Source organism: Bordetella genomosp. 4 (assembly GCF_002261185.1).
Taxonomy (GTDB): Bacteria; Pseudomonadota; Gammaproteobacteria; order Burkholderiales; family Burkholderiaceae_B; genus Bordetella_A.
In genome coordinates this window covers 53,080-70,094 of sequence record NZ_NEVQ01000015.1, presented here as the reverse complement: position 1 = coordinate 70,094, position 17,015 = coordinate 53,080, and the positions used below count along the sequence as shown (strand labels likewise).

Below are 17,015 nucleotides of genomic sequence, written 5' to 3'. Positions count from 1 at the left end.
CCATACAGGGATTGAATCAAATGGTGGGACGAAGGGCATGGGAAAAATGCCCTTCGACAGTTGGCAGTAGCAGATGGAGTACGTTCGGCACGCAGGCCGTTCTATCTACTTTTTAGCATCAGCAGCGACCAAAGGGCATTCACTCTTTGACAATGGCCGATACGCTTCGTCCCCAGGAATCGTGTCCAGGATTTTCAGCAGGTCCCAGTCGCCTTTGGACTCGCTCGGCGTTTTGGCTTGCGCCAGATACATGTCATAGACCATGCGGCCGTCTGCGCGAATTTTGCCGTTCTTGGCGTAGAAGTCATTAATCGGAGTTTCCTTCATTTTCGCAGACACGGCATTGGCCTCATCCGATCCGACGGCCTGGACGGCGTTCAGGTAATGCAGCGTGGCGGAGTACGCGCCGGCTTGCACCATGGACGGCATGGATTTCTGCCGTTCAAAGTAACGCTGCGACCATTTTCGGGTTTCCTCGTTGCGGTCCCAGTAGAATCCCGTGGTGAATTGCAGTCCCTGTGCGGCCTGTAATCCCATCCCCTTGATGTCATGCAAGAACACCAACAATGTGGCCAGTGCCTGCCCGCCTTGCGTGATGCCGAATTCCGACGCTTGCCGTACGGAGTTCTGGGTATCGGTGCCTGCATTGGCCAGGCCAATGACCTTGGCTCGGGATGCCTGCGCCTGCAATAGATAAGACGAGAAATCGGGGCTCGACAACGGTGCGCGTATTTGGCCGAGTACCTTGCCGCCGTTTTCTTCGATGACCGCTTTGGTATCGCGCTCCAGCGAATGGCCAAAGGCATAGTCGGCTGTAATGAAAAACCATGTGTTGCCGCCAGCGCGCGTGACGGCGCGGCCCGTGCCGTGTGCCAAGGCATACGTGTCATACACGTAATGCACGCCATAAGGCGAGCACGATTTTCCTGTCAGATTCGAGGTAGCCGATCCGGCGAAGATGGTGACTCGCTTTTTTTCTTGTCCCAGTGCTTGCAGCGCGAGCGCCGACGCGGAGTCTGTAGATTCGATGATGGCGCTGACGTTCTCTCTGTCATACCATTCTCGCGCTCTCGTCGCGGTGATATCGACCTTGTTCTGATAGTCGGCCGACAGGACTTCGATCGGGCGGCCCAGGACTTTGCCGCCAAAGTCTTCCACGGCCATTTTCACTGCGGTCACCATCCCCGGTCCGCCATGGGCGGAATACACACCGGTCATATCAACAATCGCGCCCAGGCGGAATGGCTTGTTATCTTGAGAATGGGCGGTTAGTGCAAACAACATGCTGCCCGTCAACGATACCAGGCGCAAGACGTTTTTCCTCATTGTGCTCCTCCTTATATTGGCATTCTTTTTGGTCTGGACCGAGTGTCGCTGTGCGTACTCGATGGTTGACCGACTCGTTACGGGATTCGTCCCTGGGAGGAGTAAAAGCAACTTCTATGCCAATTTACATACGCTGAGGAGAGCCGGGAAAAGGCCGTTCAAACAGTGTGCATAGTGTCTTATGTTTGGACACTTGCCAAAAAAGCGGGACACTGGTGACTACAGGTCAGGGCGACAGCAGAGGACAGGGCTTTACTGATGTGCAGCAGCGCCACGGATCAGTTGGGCGCCTTTTTCCCCGATCAGGATTGCGGCTGCATTGGTATTGGCCGACACCATGGCTGGCATCACCGACGCATCGATGACGCGCAACCTGTCCACCCCCTGCACCCGTAGCGCCGGATCGACGACTGCCTGCGCATCGCTGCCCATACGGCAGGTCCCCGAGACGTGGAATACTGTCCCCCCGCGTTCGCGCGCGAACTGCGCGAGGTCCTGCTCATTTTGTAGTCCTCCACCTGGCATGTATTCCTCGCCGGCGGTGAATTCGCGAAAGGCGGGTTGATGATAGATCTCGCGCAGCATGCGCAGCCCTGCGACCAGGACTTTGATATCGTGCGGTTCTGTCAGATAGTTGGATACGATGCGCGGTGGATCGAAGGGGTCGGCCGAGCGGATTTCGACTGTGCCGCGAGAATCGGGCCGGCATTGCGTGGCCGATGCGGAAAAACCGGAAAATCCATGCAGGGGGTCCCCAGGCTTGTCTACCGATAGCGGCATGACATTAAACAGAATATCGGCCCGGCCATCGCGCGCATGCTCGGTACGCACCATGCCGCCGACCTGTCCTGCGCCGACGGTCAAAGGGCCCGCTTTGTTGAAGAGCCATTTCGCGCCCATGTTCGCGAGCTTGAACGGATTGCGCACGTCGTCATTGAGCGAGAGTTTGTTTTTGACCTTGACGATGACGCGCGCCTGGTAATGATCCTGCAGATTGCGGCCGACTTCCGGCGCGTCGACATGGACGGGGATCTGGTGTTTTTGCAGCAGGCGGGCAGGGCCGATGCCGGATAGCTGCAGCAGATGAGGCGATTGCAGCGCGCCTGCGGCCACAATCACTTCGCCTGCTGCATGAGCACGCATGACCTGTCCGCGCTGCAGCCAGGTGACGCCGCGGCAGGTGCCACGTTCAATCAGCAATCGCGTGACATGGGCATCGGTCAAAACAGTGAGGTTTCGACGTGCCTGCACTGGCCGCAAAAACGCCGTAGCTGCGCTGTCGCGCCAGTGTCCCCGCAGTGTCAGCTGGTAGCTGCCCAGGCCGCTATCGTGTGCGCCATTAAAGTCAGGACTGCTAGGCAGGCCCGCTTCGGCACCCGCCCTCAGCCAGGCCGAACACAGTGGGTGATCATTGCGCAGGTCCGAGACATGCAACTCGCCCTGATCACCGTGATACTCGTTCGCGCCGCCCGCGTAGCACTCGGATTGCTTGAAGATGGGCAAGACATCCCGATAGCTCCAACCCCTCGCGCCCAGCCGCGCCCAGTCGTCATAATCCGCATGCTGGCCGCGAATATAAATCAGCCCGTTAATCGAGCTGGACCCGCCCAGCACCCGGCCGCGCGGCCAGACGATAGAGCGATTGCCCGTTTCGGGCTGAGGCTCCACGTCAAACTGCCACGAATAGCGCGGGTCATAGATCGACCGGAAATATCCCACGGGCAGCTTCAACCAGAATCCCGTGTTTGCGCCGCCGGCCTCCAGCAGCAATACACGGCAGGCCGGATCGGCACTCAGGCGATTGGCCAGCACACAGCCGGCGGAGCCGGCTCCCACAATGATGTAGTCGTAGGTTTGGGACATGGCGCGTTGCAGCGAGGTTAGGCTTTCACGATGTCTAGATAGGGCTTGGGATCGAAATAGGTACTGGCGGGCACGGGGTTGGAAATATTGGCGGTCTTGACGAAAAAGTCTGTGACCTGCTGCAGCCATTTCGTGACGGTGCCGTCGGCGTATTTGGCCCGCCATTCGCCGGAGGTGAAATACTTCGACGCTTTGAATTGATTCTTGAGGTCGGCCAGCGGGACTTCGGGATACTGTTTTTTCTGCAGTGCTGCAATGGCTTCGTCCGTGTGCGACAGGAGGTGATCATTGGCCTTGACCCAGCCCTTGATCAGCGATTGGATCAACTGGGGATTCTTGTCGTAGAAGTCATTGCGCGCGGCCCAGCCGCCCACGATGGCGGCCTCGGGATAAAAGGCCGAGGCATCGACCAGCATGCGCGCGCCTTCGGCCTTTTGTTTGACGGTCACGTCAAACGGTACCCATAACGCCACGGCGGGTACTGCGCCTGAAATGAACGAGGTGACAGCCTCAGTCATGCGCTGATTCACGATCTGCACGTCTTTGCCTTCTTGCAGATTGGCTCCTTGCAGTACTCGATTCAGGAAAACGTGCGCAGTGGTGCCGGCCGTGGTCGAGATCTTCTTGCCCTTGAGATCGGCGGCGCTCTTGATGCCGGAGTCTGCTCGTACCCACAACTGCGCCGTCGCGTATTCCACATTGTTCAGCAAAAAGACTTTGCCTTGGCCGCGTGCCGGGAAATTGGATACAACGGCACCGGTGGACAGTACATCGAGACTGCCTCCGATCATGGCCTGGAACAGTTCGAGTCCGGTGGTGAACTTGATCATTTGCAAATCCAGGCCTTGCTCGGCAAAAGCACCGGTTTCCAGGCCTGTCCAGATTTGGCCGTCTACGGCGGGCGTATGCAGATAGCCCACGCGCACGGGCTGCGCGGCACGGGCCAGTAATGGCATGCCTATACCCGACATGGCGGCCGCGAGGGCGCCGGTTTTCAATAAGGTTCTGCGCTGCGGATTCATGTGGAGGCTCCTTTTAGCAGGCGAAACGACGACATAACGAGTCAAGAAAAACGGGAACAGCGCGGCGTGAGACACGCGCGCCAGGATCATTCAGACAGACGCACCGCCTGGCTGGCCTGCCGGGCGTATTCCTCCATGACCAGACTGCGGATATGCGAACGCAATTCCCCAAAGCGCGGGTCTTCGTGCAGATTTTCCGCACGCGGATAGGCAAATGGCACGTCGATCACCGTACGGATCCGCGCCGGTCTCGCCGTGACCACCACAATGCGCGATGACAGATAGATGGCTTCTTCGACCGAGTGCGTGATCAGCATGACGGTCTTGTTTTCGGCCAGCAGCACTTGCAGCAGCAAGTCCTGCATAGCCGTGCGTGTCTGTGCGTCCAGCGCCCCGAAAGGCTCGTCCATCAGCAGAAACTGCGGTTTGACAGCGTAGGCGCGCGCCAGGGCCAGGCGCTGGCGCATGCCGCCGGACAGGTGCTTGGGATGGTGGTTCGCAAAATCGGCGAGCCCCATCAGCGACATGTAGCGCTGACAGATCTCGTCGCGCTCGGCGCGGCTGACTTGATTGGCGCGCAGCGTCAGGCCGAACGCGATGTTCTCTTTCACGGTCAGCCAGGGAAATACGCCGTATTCCTGGAAAATCACGCCCCGGTCCGGCCCCGGGCCGGTGATGGGCTTTCCATCCAGCTGGACTGTGCCCTGGGTAGGCTGCAAAAAGCCCGCCACCATATTCATCATCGTGGTCTTGCCGCAGCCAGAGGGGCCGATGATCGAGACAAACTCGCCCTGATGGATATCGAGATTGATGCCGTCGAGTACCCGCATCGGCCCGTGCGCCGTGGGATAGTCCACGGACACATCGGAAAACTGCAGGCGTACAGGGGTGTTCGATGTCATGCGATGCGCTCCTGCCATGCCACCAGGCGGCGCGCCAGCGCGCGCAGAATCAGATCCATGATCAGCGCGATGAGGCCGATGCAGATGATGCCGACGTAAATGATATCGAGCTGAAAGAACGACGACGCATCCTGAATCAAGGCCCCCAGTCCCTGCTGAGCGGCAATCAGTTCCGAGGCGACCAGCGTCGCCCAGGCGACTCCCAGCGCCACACGCAGCGCGGTCAACATATGGGGAATCGTGAGCGGCACGATGACCTTGCGAAAAATCTCACCATCGCTCGCACCCAGTGTCCGCGACACACGTACGAATATGGGATTGATCTGCGCAATGCCTTCGTACATGACAATGACGCCGGCAAAGAACGATGCATAAAACAGAATCGCGATCTTGGCCGACTCGCCTATCCCAAAATACACGATCACCAGCGGAATCAACGCAATCGGCGGCAGGGCGCGGAAAAAATTGATGACCGGATCGACAAAGCTGCGTATCGATTGATACCAGCCCAGTACAAACCCGACCGGCACGGCCAGCACAATTCCCAACACGACACCGACCAGCACGCGCTGAGTCGACATCAAGATGTCATGTGGCAGCCGGGTTTGCATCAGCTCCAGAAATTTCGCCAGCACCTCGTGCGGGCTGGGAACCAGGGCAGGGCTGACCAGGCCGCTGGCTCGCACTGCGTACCACGCCAATACGATGAGCAGCCACGGGGCGGCAATCAACGCCACGCGTTGCACTACGGAACGATTGCGCAAGATGTCTCCTCCGTAAAAAGCGAAGGCGCTTGACCTTTTATAGGTCAAATCGTACTGTAGACCATACGTTCAGCAAACAACATATGGCTATTTGTTTATGGCTATCAACTTTCACGACAGCCCTATTCCTCGCTATCTCCAATTGGCAGACCTGATGCGTCAGCGCATCGGTCGCGGCGTGTGGGAGCAGGGACAGAAAGTGCCGTCCCTCGAGGAGCTCGTTGCCGAGTTCGGGGTGGCCAGGGTGACGGTTCGCCAGGCGGTGGACGTCCTGACCCGCGAGGGGCTGGTTTCACCCCAACAGGGGCGAGGGACCTTCGTAACAGGCTTGCCTCCCAACGACCGCTGGCTACGGGTGCAGACCACTCTGGCGGAGCTGGCCAATATGTACCGGGATACCAAGCCCAAGATCGTGACGATCGACGAGTCCATCCATCGCGCCCCGGTCACGCCGCAGGACGGCACGGCGGCCGAGCGCTATGTCTTTATGCGCCGCGTCCACGAACGCCAGGACCAGCCGTATTGCGTGATCAATATTTATCTGGCCGAGGATGTATTTCGCCAGCATCCGGAGCGTTTTCGCAATGAAACCGTGATTCCACTGTTGGTGTCCATGCCCAGCATCACGATTGCCCAGGCGCGGCAGGCATTGACCATCGGCACTGCCGATACCGAGGTTGCCCAGCACTTGCAGGTGGCGGTGAACACGCCCATTGCCGAGGTGCGCCGCGTCTTTGTGGACGCGGACGGGCGTGTGATTTATCTGAGCGAGGTCTCCTACCGTGGGGATTTCATCCACGTTGAAATGAACTTGATTCCCTGATTGTTGCAGACCCATGACGAATAACAACCGCAGTATCCATCCCACCAAACTCAGCGTGCATGTGTTGCGCTATCCCCTGGAAACCCCCGTGCGCACCTCGTTCGGTACGATGTATAGCCGTCCCGCCGTCTTTGTGCGCGTAGAGGATCGTGATGGCGCGCATGGTTGGGGCGAGGTCTGGTGTAATTTCCCATCGTGCGGGGCCGAGCATCGGGCATTGCTGGTCGAGACGGTATTGCAGCCTTTGCTGCTGGATCGCGAATACAAAGATCCCGCCGCTGCCTTTGCCCACCTGACGGCGGCAACGGAAGTCCTGGCCTTGCAATCCGGCGAACCAGGCCCCATGGCGCAGGCCATCGCCGGCATTGATCTGGCGTTGTGGGACTTGTGCGCCCGCCGTGCTGGCCAGCCGCTGTGGGCCTTTCTGGGAGGTACGCACGATCAAGTCCAGGTCTACGCGAGCGGCATCAATCCCGATGAGCCAGCCAGCATGGTGCGCAAGAAATACGACGAGGGTTATCGCGCTTTCAAGCTCAAACTCGGATTTGGCCAGGCGCGCGATTTGAAGAATCTGCGCGATGCGCGCGATGTGATCGGGATGGATTTGCCGCTGATGACAGATGCGAATCAGGGGTGGGACGTAGGTACAGCCGCCACCATGATGGCGGCGATGGCCGAGTTCAATCTCGCCTGGTTAGAAGAGCCGCTGCGCGCGGATCGGCCATTCGATGAGTGGCAAGCGCTGTCCCGCCACAGCGCGATTCCCCTGGCCGCGGGCGAGAACTATCTGGGGCTACCCATGTTTCAGGCAGGAATCGGTGCGGGGTTCCTGCAAGTCGTTCAGCCCGACCTCGCCAAATGGGGCGGCATTTCGGGGTGTTTGCCCGTCATTCAGGCGGTGCGGGCTGCGGGCTTGCGTTATTGCCCGCATTACTTGGGGGCCGGCATTGGCCTGATGGCATCGGCTCATCTGCTGGCGGCCGTCGATGGTATTCATCACGGGGGCTTGCTGGAAATCGACGCGAACGACAATCCTTTGCGTACGCTGCTCAGCGAGCCTTTGCTCAAGCTGGATAAAGGTCTGGCCCACTTGGGACAGGCGCCGGGTATCGGTATTGAACCGGATGTGCAGGCGTTGCAAGCCAGTTGTGTTCGATAGCTGGCCCATGTCTGGGCAGTGACAAGACGGATCGAGGTGTTACGGCACGCCGGGAGACCCACCTCGGTTTTTCATACTTTGTCGCATTCGGGCCGCCGTCTTTGCTTTGTTTTTCTTGTTTCGCGTCACATGCGGCCGCTAGGATGAATTCGGTTTTTTCAGACTGGAGTGATGCAATGAAACTGAATCATCGTCATGTCATCGGCATAGCCGCCATGATCGCCGCGCCGCTTTTTGCCACGGGCGCGAATGCGCAGTTGCTGGATGCAGTCAAGGGACAGCTGGGTGCGGAGGCATCGGCGCAAGCCGGGTCGTCTGGTACGGGTGCAGCACTAGGCGGTGGTGCGGCAGCGCAGACGGGCTCTTCGGGGACGGGCGTGTCAGGGGGTGGCGCGGCAGCCGCACAGACCGGATCGTCTTCCGGCGGCATCACGCAAGGGTTGGGCGGCGCACTGGGCGGCAGCGGCGGCGGAAATAGCTCGTCGGTCCTGTCTGCCATCACCGGCGGCTCGGCGAGCTCTAGCACGGCGGGCAATGCGGCGGGTGTGCTCGAATTTTGCATCAAGAATAATTACCTCAGCGGCAATGACGCCTCATCAGTAAAGGATCAGTTGATGGGCAAACTCGGCGGATCCGCAAAAGCCTCGTCCGATGCCGGATACTCCAAAGGGTCGTCGGGCGTGTTGACCACCAGTAACGGAGCGTCGCTCGACCTGAGCAGCGGCGGTGGCATGAAAGAAGAAATCACCCGTAAGGCGTGCGATCAGGTGCTGGACCAAAGCAAGTCGTTCCTATAAAAAAAAAGGCCTCCCGAGGGAGGCCTTTTTTTGCATATTGCGTTGTGGCAGCCGGTACGCGCCGTATAGCGCGTACTGCCCCGTGACACGAAAGCGTCAACTGTTATCGCGAATATCCGCGGTCGAACCATTTTGCTTGACGGATTCGATACCGCCATCGCGAGCCGCTTCGCTGCCATACATCTGACTGTTGGCGATGACCTGATTATTAGCAGCTCGCAACGAGAAATAGAATTTGCCGTTCGATGATGTGGCCGATTTGTACCGGGCGTTGTCACCGCTGTTCTTTTGTACCGAGGCGATGCCGTTCGAGGCCGAGGCCTTGGTCTCGTACATCTCGCTGGTCAGGATGATTTCACCGTTGCCGGCTTTCAGGGAAAAGTGGAATTGCCCGTTGCTTGCTTTTTTTAGTTCAAACCAACCTGCCATGATGTGACTCCTTGGGTTGAAGGCGATGAGCGAAACGATACGTGGCAGGACCTTGTCCCGCAGCGCTTCCCGATCATAGGGAATGCATCGGATTTTGCCTAGGCTGGAGTCGCGTTTTTTTGAGATTCCAGCCTGGGATTTGCATTGCTTTACGTTGCTTGCTGCAGCGTGTTGCGTTGCCGGTCCATCGAGACCGAAACCAGCCATAGTAAAAAGCCACCCAGGGCGAGCAGGGCGCCGACCCAGCCTGGTGCGTGCCAGCCGTAGCCTTGAGACAGCGCCAGTCCGCCCAACAGCGGCCCCAGCGCATTAGCGGTGTTGAAGGCCGAATGGTTCAGCGCCGCAGCCAGGCCTTGCGCGTGTTCTGCCACGTCCATCAAGCGCGTCTGTAATACCGTACCGAGTGCGCCGCCGATCCCGACGAGGAACACAGCGGGTGTGAGCGTCCAGATGCTGTCAATGCTGAATGTAAACAACACCAGCGAGACCGCACTGAATACCAGCAGTCCGCCCGCGGTCGGCATCAACGCGCGATCGGCAAATTTGGGAATGATGAGGTTACCCGCTGTCATGCCGATGCCGAATACGCCTAGTACCAATGGAACGATGTCGGGCGAGACGTGAGTCACCTCCAGCAGAATGTCGGCCAGATAGGTATAGACTGCGAACAAGCCGCCAAAGCCAATTGCGCCTATCCCGAGGGTCATCCAGACCTGAGCATGGCGCAATGCGCTCAATTCGCGCAACGGGCTGGCTTTGGGATCTGCAGGCGTGGCCGGTGCAAACAAGGCAACGAGCAATACAGTGAGCAGGCCCGTCGCGGCCACCAGGGCAAATCCCCAGCGCCAGCCTACGGCATGCCCCAGCCAGTTGGCCATAGGAACACCAATAATCGTGGCAACCGTCAGGCCTAAAAACATGCGGCCGACTGCCTGTGTGCGGCGGTTCTCGGGCACAAGCGACACGGCGACCAGCGACGCAATGCCAAAGTAGGCGCCATGCGGCAAGCCGCTCAGAAAGCGCAGCACCATCATCCACTCATAGGTTGGGGCAAAGGCGCACAATCCATTGAATAGCGCGAAGCTGCCCATCAACAGCAACAGCAGTGCACGGCGAGGCAGGCGTGCTGCCGCAACGGTGATCAATGGTGCGCCTACCACCACTCCCAGCGCATACGCACTGATGACATGGCCCGCCGTCGGCGCATCAATACCCAGCGCGGGCGCAAAGTACGGCAGCAGGCTCATGGTGGCGAATTCGGTAGTGCCAATGGCAAACGCGCCTATAGCGAGCGCAAACAGCACTAGGCCGGGCGAACGCGGCCCGGAAACAGAGGAGGTCATGGAATGAATCTTGGGAAATGAAAAGGCGGAGGGGCGCCATGGCCCGCGGCCAAAAACGCCTAATTGTAGCGCCCCGCCTATGACAGGAATACAACGCGCTGGTTGGCGCCTTATAAGGAATCAGACTGAGCCCCAGCAGGCTGTCAGCCTTCAGTCAGCAACGCATCGTCCTCCCGGTCTGATGCCATGAGCGGGCGGCGTTGCTGCGCGCCATCGGGCAAGGTCAGGCCTTTGGTCAGTTCCAGAGCTTGGCGCTCGAGCAACCGCCGATATAGGCCGCCTTCGCGTTGCATCAGGGTGTGATGATTGCCTTCCTCGACGATGCGGCCTTTGTCCATCACCAGCAAACGGTCCATGGTACGTATCGTAGACAGCCGGTGTGCGACCACCAGCGTGGTACGTCCGGCCATCAGGCGTTCCATGGCTTGCTGGATCAGGGCTTCGCTTTCGCTGTCCAGGCTCGATGTCGCTTCGTCCAATATCAGGATAGGCGCATTGGCCAGAAACGCGCGCGCAAGGGCCACCCGTTGGCGTTCGCCGCCAGAGAGTTTGACGCCGCGTTCGCCCACCATGGTTTCATAGCCCTTGGGCAAGGCCATGATGAAATCATGGGCACTGGCCTGGCGTGCGGCGTGTTCGATCTCTGCGCGCGTGGCGTCGGGCCGGGCATAGGCAATGTTCTCGGCCAGCGTGCGGTGAAACAGCACGGGTTCTTGCTGCACGATGGCGATCTGGCTGCGCAACGAGGCCTGCTGCACCTCGGCGATATCCTGGCCGTCGATGGTGATGCGGCCGCTGTTGATGTCATAGAGCCGTTGGATCAGCTTGATGAACGTCGTCTTGCCAGAGCCCGAGTGGCCCACCAGGCCCACGCGTTCACCCGGTTTGATACGCACCGAGAAATCGTCGTACAACGCGACAGGGTGCGCGCCATATCGGAACGTGACGTTCTCAAAACGGATCTCGCCTGCCTGGATCGCAATAGGGCGCGCATTGGGACGGTCGCTCACGCCCAGAGGCTGCGCATGCAGCGAGACGAGCTCTTCCATATCGTTGACCGATCGCTGCAAGTCCCGAATGTGCATGCCGATATCCCGCAGATACCCTTGCAAGATAAAGAACATCGTCAACGCAAAGGTGATGTCGCCGACACTGGCTTGGCCTTTGGCCCAGAGCAGCAGGGCAGTGCCCAGAATGGCGGCTTGCATCGCAGCGAGCATGAGGCCCTGTACGCCGCCATTGAGTGTGCCGCGTACCCAGCCTCGCCGCGTACGATGCCGCCATTTGCTCAGTATGCGCTCCAGCCGGTCCTCTTCGCGCGATTCCGCGCCAAAGGCTTTGACCACGGCATTGCAGGTCACAGTGTCGGCCAAGGCGCCACCCAGCCGAGTATCCCAAGCATTACCCAGGGCTGCGGCCGGCGCGACAAAACCCAATGACAAGGCGGTTGTCACCGAGATGTACAGCAGCGATCCCACGCCAACCACCAGGCCCATGATGGGCCATTGCACGCTCAAGAGAATGGTCGCACCCACCAGCATGCCGACCGATGGCAGTAGTGCGATCAGCAAGGTGTCGTTGAGCGAGTCCAGGGCCCACATCCCGCGCGTGATCTTGCGTACCGTCGAACCGGCAAAATTATTGGCATGCCAATCTGTAGACAGGCGCTGCACACGGTGAAATGCGCGTGATGCCACCGCACTCATCATTTTCAGCGTTAGCTTGATGATGTTGATGTACACCAGCTGTAGAAAGACTGTGCTGGCTAGCGCCAGCCCGGCCAGCGCCCAAAATGCGGCCATCGCAGTATCCCAGGCCTGCGGGCCGCTGGAGATGCCCGCCGCCACTGCGTCGACCAGACGCCCAGCAAACATAGGTGTCAACACATCCGCCGTGGCCGAGAGCAGCACCAATAGAATGATCAGCAGAGCGCGCCAGGGCTGTTCGCGCCAATGCCGAAACGTAAAACCTAAAACGTTCTTGAACGCGTGTCCGCGAAAATCAATTTTTCTTCGAGCCATTTTTTATGGCCCAGTATCGTTGCGATACCGGGACTTTCAACAAAAGCAATAGAAACAGACATCGCCGCGCGTCCGTAGAGGCGGATGGGTCGAGCAAAATGTCTGGAATGGGCGATAGGCTGCCGCAAGTGCGCAGATGCGTACTTACAAGCGAAAAGAGCTTGGCGGGCGGCCCAGCGCCAGCGACGACTTAACGGTGTCGCGGGTCCACGCCGGGGAAAGCATTGCGAACGATAGACATCAGACGCCTCCCTGGTGGCAAGTGAAATGGTGGAAGAAAGCGGGGTACGGAATGAGGGGCGGTAAACGCCCGAGTACGAATAGTATCAGCCTAGGCTTGACAATGGCAATGCATTCGGTCCTGTTTATGTGACGGACGCAACACTGCCTCGGGATGGCCTCGCTGGTGGTCGCAGCGCTGGGATCAACGCGCTGCGACCACCAAGACTTCGGCGATCTCCCGGCTGACTGTACGCATGCGGTGCGGCAGTTCTGAATCGAAATACACTGAGTCGCCGCAATCCAGCCGAAACTGCCGTTCGCCGACATGGACCTCGACCGACCCTTTCAGGACCAGCATGAATTCCTCGCCTGGGTGTGGGAATACGGCCTTGTCGGCAGGGAATTTGCGCGGTGGGCGTACGACAAAGGGCTCCATGGTGCGGATCTTGCGCCGGCCGGCCATGGATTGGTAGTGGTAGCCGACATGGGTGCCATCACGCACTAGGGGTTCCCGGTCTGCCACGCGCACGATGCTGGTGGTTTCTTCTTGTGCGTCCATGTCTGCGCCGACCAACTGCGACACACCGATATCGTACGCCTGCGCCAGGCGGAGCACCGTGGAAATGGAGGGCTCGCTCAGGCCGCGCTCCAGTTTGGACAGATAGCTCTTTGTCAGGCCTGTGCGCTGGGCGAGTTGTTCCAGCGACAGGTCTTGTTGGCGGCGCAGGGCGCGAAGTCGGTGTGGCAGGTCTTGCATAGGCAATTCGGATCAGGTCAGCACGTCAGTGTGGGTGCGCAGGGCTCGACGTGCATAATACGCGAAGCCGATCTGTGACCGTTTTGGCGTCAAAATCCAATCGTGGGCCTCCGTGCCGAGCTCCGGCGGGATGGGCCGGATCGTGCCGGCGCTCATCGCCAGCAACTGCATGCGGGCAGCGCGCTCGAATTGCAGCGACAGCACGCAGGCTTCTTCGATTGTCGTGGCTGCGACCAGCATGCCGTGGTGCGAGAGCAGGATGGCGCGCTTGTCGCCCAGGGCTGCCGAGATGATTTCGCCTTCTTCGTTCCCAACGGGCACGCCGGGCCATTTTTCCAGAAACGCGACATCGCCGTACAGTGTGCAATTGTCCATGTGCGACACCTCGAGCGGGACCTCCAGCATCGACAATGAGGCGACGTGCAACGGATGCGTATGAATGATGCACTGCACGTCGGGCCGGGCGCGATAGATCCACGAATGAAAACGGTTGGCCGGGTTCGGCATGCCGTCGCCTTCTTGTACCTGCAGGTCTTCGTCGACCTGCAGTAGATTGCTGGCCGTGATTTCGTCAAAGCCCAGTCCCAGGCGCTGGGTGTAATAGCTGCCCGGGGTTTCCGCGCGTGCGGTGATTTGTCCGGCCAGTCCGGAATCATGGCCGCCGTCAAACAAGATGCGGCAGGTCAGCGCGAGACGTTCGCGCTTTGTCCACTGCGAGTCGGCGAACTGACGGCGCATCTCGGCCTGGGCTTTTTCGACCAGTTCTTGTTTGGACAGGTGCATGGTGTCTGCCATGGTGCTTCCTTTCGTGTGGTGTTTGTACGTTGTACGTTATGACTGATTTGTCATGCGCGATCGGTCATCCCTGATGTGCGCGATGAAGTGAGTCATGGGTAGGGAGTTCAAGTTCGTCACGGCCATCAGTCCAATCGAATATGGGCACGTTGGATGATGTCAGTCCATTTCGCTTTTTCGGCGGTGATGAACTGTTGGTATTCCTCGTTGGTTCCTTTGTACATCTGCGTCCCTTGTGAGGCCAACCGCTCGCTTAAAGCGGGCGAGGACAGGGCCTTTTGCAGGGCCGTATTTAACGTGGCGACAATCGGCGCCGGGGTGCCGGCCGGGACATACAGCCCATTCCAGGAGCTGATTTGCAGTTGGGGCACATGCACGTCTACGCTGGTAGGCACACCAGGGGCCGAGGGCAGGGGGCTGGGGTTGGCCAGTACCAGCGCTCTGAGTTTGCCGGCCTGGACCTGCGGCATGATGACAGGTATAGCATCCATGACGACGTCGACTTGGCCGCCCATGGCTGCGTTGACGGCTTCGATACCGCTCTTGAATGGCACATGCGTGATGTCGACGCCGGAGGTAAGTTTGAGCAGTTCCAGGCCCAGGTGCGGTGAGCTGGCGTTGCCCGCGGAGCCGAAATTCAGTTGGCCGGGATGCGCCTTTGCATATGTCACAAACTGCGCAAAATCCTGAGCCTGGACGCTGGGATGGACGGCGAGCATAAATGGTGAGCTCGATACCAAGCCTACCGGCTGAAAGTCGCGGTCCGGGTCATAGGAGATCTTGTCGCGAACGAGAGGATTCACGATCTGTGTGCCGACCGTACCTAGGAACAGGGTATAGCCATCCGGCGCGGATGTGGCCGCGAGCTGGGCGCCGATCACGCCGCCGGCGCCAGGGCGGTTTTCTATGATCACGCCCTGGCCCAAGGCGTCTCCCAATTCCTTGCCCACCTGGCGCGCCACGATATCGGTGATGCCGCCCGCACCAAAAGGCACGATGAGCCGCACGGCACGCTCCGGATAGGATTGCGACGCGGCGGTGCTGCAGCTGACCGCGAAAAGGGTCGAGATAAGAAGTCTGGATATACGCATGATTTTTCCCTGATGTTGATTGTAGTCAAAAATGATTCCTTAATGACACGAAGTGTCCTATAGATTTATATGTGTCATCAAGGTTTGGCGTGTAGGGGATTTCCCTCGAAGGGGCGGCGTTCAGGCCCGGGCACATCGCCCGATGTGGCGGGCCCAGGGTTATTACTTATGTGTTCCTGGGCCTTCTTTAACGTAGGATTGACGTATTGTCATACAATCAGATGAAAGGAGGCGGTCTTGGAGAACCAGGAAATCGGCTTTGTCGGGTTGGGGCGTATGGGCCTGCCTATGGCGCGCAACCTGCTGAAGGCCGGATACGCGGTGCATGCATTCGACGCGTCCGCGCAGGCACGGGCCGCTGCGAAAGAGAGCGGTGCGGTCTTGGCAGATAGCGTCCGGGCGCTGGCGGATCGGGTCGAGACGATATGCCTGAGCCTGCCCACACCTGCGATTGTGGAATCCGTCTTGCTGGAATTACGGCATGGCGCAAAGGTCCGCCGGGTGATCGATCTGTCGACGATTGGTATCCGGGCTGCGCGGCGCGCTCATGAAATCGTCAGCGAGCGCGGCATCGAGTGGATCGAAGCCCCGGTCAGCGGCGGCGTCACCGGCGCTGCGGCAGGGACGTTGACCTTGATGGTGTCGTGCGCTACGAGCGTTCGCCACCAGGTCGAGCCGATATTCCAGCCGCTGGGCAAGGTGCTTTACGCTGGCGAGGCGCCGGGCTTGGCTCAGGCGGCCAAACTGGCCAACAACATGCTGTCGGCAGCGGCCTTGGTGGCCTCGTCAGAGGCGCTTTCCATGGCCACCAAGGCAGGCGTCGACCCGGCCGTCGCGCTGGAGATCATCAACGCCAGCAGCGGTCGTAATACGGCAACCACACACAAGATCCCCAACGAGGTGCTGACCCGCCGTTTTCAGGTGGGATTCGCCAACAAGCTGTCCCACAAAGATGTGACGCTGTGCATTGAAGAGGCCGCGTCCATGGGCATTCCCATGCCTGTCAGCGTCGCGATCCGCGAGATGCTGGCGATCACCACAGCGACCTGTGGCGAGGACGCCGATATTTCGGACGTCGCCCGTGTCATGGAGCAATGGGCCGGCATCACGATTCGCGGGCATGCCGATTCCCAGTAAATACCGGTGCGTTCGTGATTTCCACGATCGGCCACGCTTGACGCCGCAGGCGTTTCTTTCTGGGTGTCAGGCTGTTCTTTTTGATTAATGCTTTTCTCACTGTCAAGGAAGACGATGAACAACGAACTGTACGAAAAAGGCTTGAAAGTCCGACGCGAAGTGCTGGGCGCCGAACACGTGGACAAGTCGATCGCCAATGCGACCGATTTCAATCGTATCGCCCAGGAAATCACGACGACGGCGTGCTGGGGATTGTGCTGGGCCAATGATGACCTGACTCGCCGTGAACGCAGTCTGGTGAATCTGGCCATGATCAGCGTGCTGAATCGTCCGCATGAGTTGTCGCTGCATGTCAAAGGCGCCTTGCGCAATGGCTTGAAAGAATCGGAGATCCGCGGCGCACTGACTCACGTGGCGATTTATGGCGGTATTCCGGCAGGGATGGATTCGTTCCGGATCGCCTCTGAAGCGATCAAGGAATATCGCGAGGCGCAAGCTGCCGGAACCGAGAAATAGCGTATCGGCGTCTGCGGCCGGGGATGACAACACAACACTAACGGAACA

16 protein-coding genes are annotated in these 17,015 nt (G+C 59.3%); 5 read left to right on the top strand and 11 right to left on the bottom strand.

Going from position 1 to position 17,015, the window contains the following annotated elements:
• Positions 1-105: 105 nt before the first annotated feature.
• From CAL20_RS16685 to CAL20_RS16665, 5 genes are all read right to left on the bottom strand, one after another.
• Positions 106-1,326 carry an ABC transporter substrate-binding protein gene (locus CAL20_RS16685; RefSeq protein WP_094838434.1) on the bottom strand — a complete coding sequence of 407 codons (1,221 nt, stop codon included), beginning with the start codon at positions 1,324-1,326 and terminating at the stop codon, positions 106-108.
• Between the two features lie 252 nt (positions 1,327-1,578).
• Positions 1,579-3,189, bottom strand: coding sequence for a GMC family oxidoreductase (locus CAL20_RS16680; RefSeq protein WP_094838433.1), 1,611 nt, complete (start codon positions 3,187-3,189; stop codon positions 1,579-1,581).
• A gap of 17 nt (positions 3,190-3,206) precedes the next feature.
• Positions 3,207-4,211, bottom strand: a complete 1,005-nt coding sequence (locus CAL20_RS16675) for an ABC transporter substrate-binding protein (RefSeq protein ID WP_094838432.1) — start codon at positions 4,209-4,211, stop codon at positions 3,207-3,209.
• An 86-nt stretch (positions 4,212-4,297) separates the two neighbouring features.
• Positions 4,298-5,113: an ABC transporter ATP-binding protein gene (locus CAL20_RS16670; protein ID WP_094820803.1), complete on the bottom strand. Its 816-nt coding sequence runs from the start codon at positions 5,111-5,113 to the stop codon at positions 4,298-4,300.
• Entirely contained in the window at positions 5,110-5,877 is a 768-nt protein-coding gene (locus CAL20_RS16665; protein ID WP_094820804.1) for an ABC transporter permease, read from the bottom strand. Before CAL20_RS16665 ends, CAL20_RS16670 begins: the two co-directional genes overlap by 4 nt.
• A gap of 97 nt (positions 5,878-5,974) precedes the next feature.
• Between CAL20_RS16665 and CAL20_RS16660 the strand changes: the two genes are divergently transcribed.
• From CAL20_RS16660 to CAL20_RS16650, 3 genes are all read left to right on the top strand, one after another.
• Positions 5,975-6,700, top strand: a complete 726-nt coding sequence (locus tag CAL20_RS16660; RefSeq protein ID WP_094838431.1) for a GntR family transcriptional regulator — start codon at positions 5,975-5,977, stop codon at positions 6,698-6,700.
• 13 nt (positions 6,701-6,713) lie between these two features.
• Complete coding sequence (locus tag CAL20_RS16655; RefSeq protein ID WP_094838430.1) at positions 6,714-7,859, top strand: mandelate racemase/muconate lactonizing enzyme family protein; 1,146 nt, start codon at positions 6,714-6,716, stop codon at positions 7,857-7,859.
• A 176-nt stretch (positions 7,860-8,035) separates the two neighbouring features.
• The gene (locus tag CAL20_RS16650; RefSeq protein ID WP_306431396.1) at positions 8,036-8,656 is read left to right on the top strand and encodes a DUF2501 domain-containing protein; all 621 of its coding nucleotides are present in this window, start codon (positions 8,036-8,038) and stop codon (positions 8,654-8,656) included.
• A 96-nt stretch (positions 8,657-8,752) separates the two neighbouring features.
• On the opposite strand, the gene CAL20_RS16645 is transcribed toward CAL20_RS16650, so the two are convergent.
• The 6 genes from CAL20_RS16645 to CAL20_RS16615 form a co-directional block, all read right to left on the bottom strand.
• Positions 8,753-9,085 (bottom strand): YegP family protein, encoded by a 333-nt coding sequence (locus tag CAL20_RS16645; protein ID WP_094838429.1) that lies wholly within the window; start codon positions 9,083-9,085, stop codon positions 8,753-8,755.
• Between the two features lie 149 nt (positions 9,086-9,234).
• A complete protein-coding gene (locus CAL20_RS16640) occupies positions 9,235-10,428 on the bottom strand; it encodes an MFS transporter (protein ID WP_094838428.1) in 1,194 nt (397 codons plus the stop codon).
• Between the two features lie 143 nt (positions 10,429-10,571).
• Positions 10,572-12,449, bottom strand: a complete 1,878-nt coding sequence (locus CAL20_RS16635; protein ID WP_094838427.1) for an ABC transporter ATP-binding protein — start codon at positions 12,447-12,449, stop codon at positions 10,572-10,574.
• A gap of 424 nt (positions 12,450-12,873) precedes the next feature.
• Positions 12,874-13,428, bottom strand: coding sequence for a helix-turn-helix domain-containing protein (locus CAL20_RS16625; RefSeq protein ID WP_094820811.1), 555 nt, complete (start codon positions 13,426-13,428; stop codon positions 12,874-12,876).
• Positions 13,429-13,440: 12 nt separating this feature from the next.
• Positions 13,441-14,223 (bottom strand): aldolase, encoded by a 783-nt coding sequence (locus CAL20_RS16620; RefSeq protein ID WP_094820812.1) that lies wholly within the window; start codon positions 14,221-14,223, stop codon positions 13,441-13,443.
• A gap of 125 nt (positions 14,224-14,348) precedes the next feature.
• Positions 14,349-15,314, bottom strand: a complete 966-nt coding sequence (locus tag CAL20_RS16615; RefSeq protein WP_094820813.1) for a Bug family tripartite tricarboxylate transporter substrate binding protein — start codon at positions 15,312-15,314, stop codon at positions 14,349-14,351.
• A 237-nt stretch (positions 15,315-15,551) separates the two neighbouring features.
• On the opposite strand from CAL20_RS16615, the gene CAL20_RS16610 reads away from it, so the two are divergent.
• The gene (locus tag CAL20_RS16610) at positions 15,552-16,451 is read left to right on the top strand and encodes an NAD(P)-dependent oxidoreductase (protein WP_256981572.1); all 900 of its coding nucleotides are present in this window, start codon (positions 15,552-15,554) and stop codon (positions 16,449-16,451) included.
• A gap of 114 nt (positions 16,452-16,565) precedes the next feature.
• Positions 16,566-16,967 carry a carboxymuconolactone decarboxylase family protein gene (locus CAL20_RS16605; protein ID WP_094820814.1) on the top strand — a complete coding sequence of 134 codons (402 nt, stop codon included), beginning with the start codon at positions 16,566-16,568 and terminating at the stop codon, positions 16,965-16,967.
• Positions 16,968-17,015 lie beyond the last annotated feature (48 nt).